This is a genomic window from Sandaracinobacteroides sp. (assembly GCF_057137845.1).
Window position 1 is genome coordinate 1 of the sequence record NZ_DBNHFX010000217.1, and the last position, 3,440, is coordinate 3,440.

3 protein-coding genes are annotated in these 3,440 nt (G+C 63.9%); 2 read left to right on the plus strand and 1 reads right to left on the minus strand.

Annotation, left to right across the window (positions count from 1 at the left end):
- On the minus strand, positions 1 to 883 hold an 883-nt coding region (locus tag AC16JP_RS11645; RefSeq protein WP_484340783.1), incomplete at its 3' end, for a sugar phosphate isomerase/epimerase family protein.
- Between the two features lie 103 nt (positions 884 to 986).
- Between AC16JP_RS11645 and AC16JP_RS11650 the strand changes: the two genes are divergently transcribed.
- Positions 987 to 1,592 carry a gluconate 2-dehydrogenase subunit 3 family protein gene (locus AC16JP_RS11650; protein ID WP_484340784.1) on the plus strand — a complete coding sequence of 202 codons (606 nt, stop codon included), beginning with the start codon at positions 987 to 989 and terminating at the stop codon, positions 1,590 to 1,592.
- 13 nt (positions 1,593 to 1,605) lie between these two features.
- Positions 1,606 to 3,294 (plus strand): GMC oxidoreductase, encoded by a 1,689-nt coding sequence (locus tag AC16JP_RS11655; RefSeq protein ID WP_484340785.1) that lies wholly within the window; start codon positions 1,606 to 1,608, stop codon positions 3,292 to 3,294.
- The last annotated feature ends 146 nt before the right edge of the window (positions 3,295 to 3,440 follow it).

Genomic DNA, 3,440 nt, shown 5'->3' on the forward strand with positions numbered 1-3,440 from the left:
CGACGATGCGGCGCCAGTCGGTCGTGCCATGGCCCATGTCGGTGACCGCGCCGTTCGCGGCCAGATCCTTCATATGAAGAAGGGGGATGCGATCCCGGTATTTGCGCAGGAACGCGTCGAGTTCGGCCACCTTGTCTGGGCCAAGGCCAAGCCGCGCCCAGAACACGTCGACTTCGAACTGCACATAGCGCGGGTCGGTTTCGGCGGCGACGATTTCCCAGGCCGAAGTCATCACCGGCTTGCCGTCGCCGCGATCATAGGGAAAACGCGCGTCGAATTCGCCGGTGTGATTGTGCACAAAGAGCGTCAGCCCCTCGGCGGCGGCGGCCTTGCCCAGTTCGTTCATATTGGCGGCGGTCGCGCGCACATCGTCGAGCGTTGCAAAGCCCGGTTTGCCGAAACCGCCCGAGCCGATGAACTTTTGTCCGCGCGCTTTCGCCGCAGCCAGTTCCGCCGGCCATTTTTCCTTGTCGAGCGAGGTGTGGCTGGCGACTGCGTGCAGGCCGTTTCCCTTCAGCAGTCGGTCATAGGCCGCCGGGTTGCCGTCGGAGATCAGGTTGAACCCTTCGATGTTGCGGTAGCCGATCGCGGCAATCGCCTTCAGCACTGCGGCAATCTGTTCGTCGGTCGGGCGCACCGACATCAGCTTTGCACCCAACGGCTTGATGTTGCTGAATTTCTGGCCGATGGGCAGGCTGTCCCAGTCAGGCGGGATGGTGACGCCTGCAAGCTGGCTGGCGAAAACATAGGCCTGGATCGCGACCTTGTCGACCGGCAGGGCGAGGCACTGGGAGGGCGGCGCCGCGCTTTGGGCGTGGGCTGCGAACGGCAGGGCGCAAGACAGCAACAGCAGTGTTGTGATGCGAAGCCTCGAAATCCTCATATTCCTGAACCTCCACATGGTCGTGCGGTTTGCCAATCCGCTTGCAAACGATTACGTCGATTCCGCGCCATAGGGAAGGGCGTCGAACCACATGGAGAGGGCAATGCTGCTTGATCGGCTGTCCGGGGGTGCAAGCCGCCGGGAACTACTGAAATTGTCGGCCGCGCTGGGCGTCGTGCTGGTGGCGCCGGTGGCTGGTGCTATGGCGGCTGCCCCGGAACCATGGGCCGATACGATGCGGCAACAGGTTGCCGCGCTTTCCGAAACCATCCTCCCGGCAACCGATACTGGTGGCGCAAAGGCTGCGGGCGTTCCCGCCTTCATCGAGAAAATGGTGGCGCAGTGGTTCGACCCAGCCGAGCGGGATCACTTCCTTGCCGGCCTGAAGGCGTTCGATGCCGACGTTCGCGTGCGCCACGGCAGGCCGTTCGCGCAGCTTTCCGCCGCCGACCAGAACCAATATTTCGGCGCGGTGCTGAAGGCCGCCGAGGCCGAGGCTGCGGCAGCGCTCGCCGGGCAGCACACGCCCTTTGCGGCGCTGATGAAGCGCCTGACGGTCTATGGCTATTACACCAGCGAGATCGGCGCGACCGAGGAACTGGCGTTGCACATGGTGGCAAGCGCCTATGTGCCCGATGCGCCGTTCGAACCGGGCGACCGGGCGAATTCCTTCGTGACTCTGCAACTGTTGCCCTTCAGCGCATTCTGATCCGGAGTATCGTATGTCGGAACAGCAATTCGATGCCATCGTAGTAGGATCGGGCGTATCGGGCGGATGGGCCGCAAAAGAGCTTGCCGAAAAGGGCCTGAAAACGCTGCTGATCGAGCGCGGCCGATCGATTACCCCGGCAGACTATACCGGCGAACACAAGGCCGACTTCGAGTTTGCGTTTCGCAACCTGGGCGATCGCGCACGTTACGCGCGCGACTACCCGATCCAGAGCGGCAGCTACGCCTTTGGCGAGGCGACCGAGCAGTTCTTCGTGAACGACCGCGCGCACCCCTATGGGCAGGATCCGGATCACCCGTTCACATGGGTTCGCGGCTATCATCTGGGTGGCCGCTCGCTCACCTGGGCCCGCGTGACGCCGCGCTTCGGGCCGATCAACTTCACCGAGAACGCGGCCGACGGGCACGGGGTCGACTGGCCGATCCGCTATGAGGACATCCGCCCATGGTATGACCATGTCGAGCGGTTCATCGGCGTGTCCGGCCAGACGGAGTTTGATTCACCGACGGCGCCGATCGGCCAGTTCCAGCCCGGAATGCCGATGAACCGGTGCGAGGAACATGTTGCCGCGCGGATCGCCGCCCGCTATCCCGACCGGCGTCTGACGATTGCCCCGTCGGCGATCCTCACGCGCGACCACATGGGCCGCGCGGCCTGCCACTACTGCGGGCCGTGCCATCGCGGCTGCTCGACGGGTTCCTACTTCAGCTCGATCAGCTCGACTTTGCCGGCGGCCGTGGCAACCGGAAACCTGACGATCGTGACCGATGCGATTGTCGAGGGGCTGGACCATGATCCGCAGACGGGCCTTGTATCGGGCGTTCGGGTGATCGACGCCAACAGGATGGTGCGCACGACCTATCGGGGGCGGATCGTGTTCCTGAACGCCTCGACCCTTGGAACCGCACAGATCCTGCTTAACTCGACGAGCGAAAAATATCCTTCTGGCCTTGGGAACCGGAGCGGCGTTCTTGGCCGCTATCTGATGGACCACGCATCGACCGGCGGGGCGGTTGGCATGGTTCCGGGGATGCTGGACACCAACCCGACCGGCAACCGCCCGGCGGGGCTGTACATGTCGCGCTTCCGGAACGTCGGCAAACGGGATGCGTCGTTCGTGCGCGGATACGGGTTTCAGGGCGCCGCCATGCGCGCAAACTGGGCGCGCGGCGCAACGACGCCCGGTTTCGGCGCCGAACTGAAGCAGACCCTGCGTGCACCCGGCCCATGGTATATCTTTCTGGCAGGGTATGGCGAATGCCTGCCCAACCGCGACAACATGGTCAGCTTGGATCCGGTGAAGCGCGATCGGTGGGGTATTCCCATCCTGAACACCCGCTTTGCATGGGGCGAGAACGAACGCCTGATGGCGAGAGATATGGCCGACGAGGCGGTTGCGATGCTGGAACTGGCGGGCGCCATCGGGGTAAGGGCGCGGCGCTCGACGCTGCCGCCCGGCGGCTCTGCCATTCATGAAATGGGCACGGCGCGCATGGGCCGCGATCCCGAAACATCCTATCTGAACGGGTTCAACCAGTCGCACGAAGTGGCCAACCTGTTCGTGACCGATGGCGCCTGCATGGCATCGACCGCAGCGCAGAACCCGTCGCTGACCTATATGGCGCTGACCGCGCGCGCGGCGAACCATGCCGTTGAATTGTTGAAGGAAGGCCGCTTGTAGCGGGCCGGCCGCGACGATTGCCCGCGCGGTCATGATTTCGCTTGTGCTGACCGAACGGGCAAAATACCGCAATGCTTTACAGATAATGAGGTGAGGGCGAATGGGTTTCTCCTCGGCGCCAAGAAGCCGGCTTTTCGGGGTGTCGT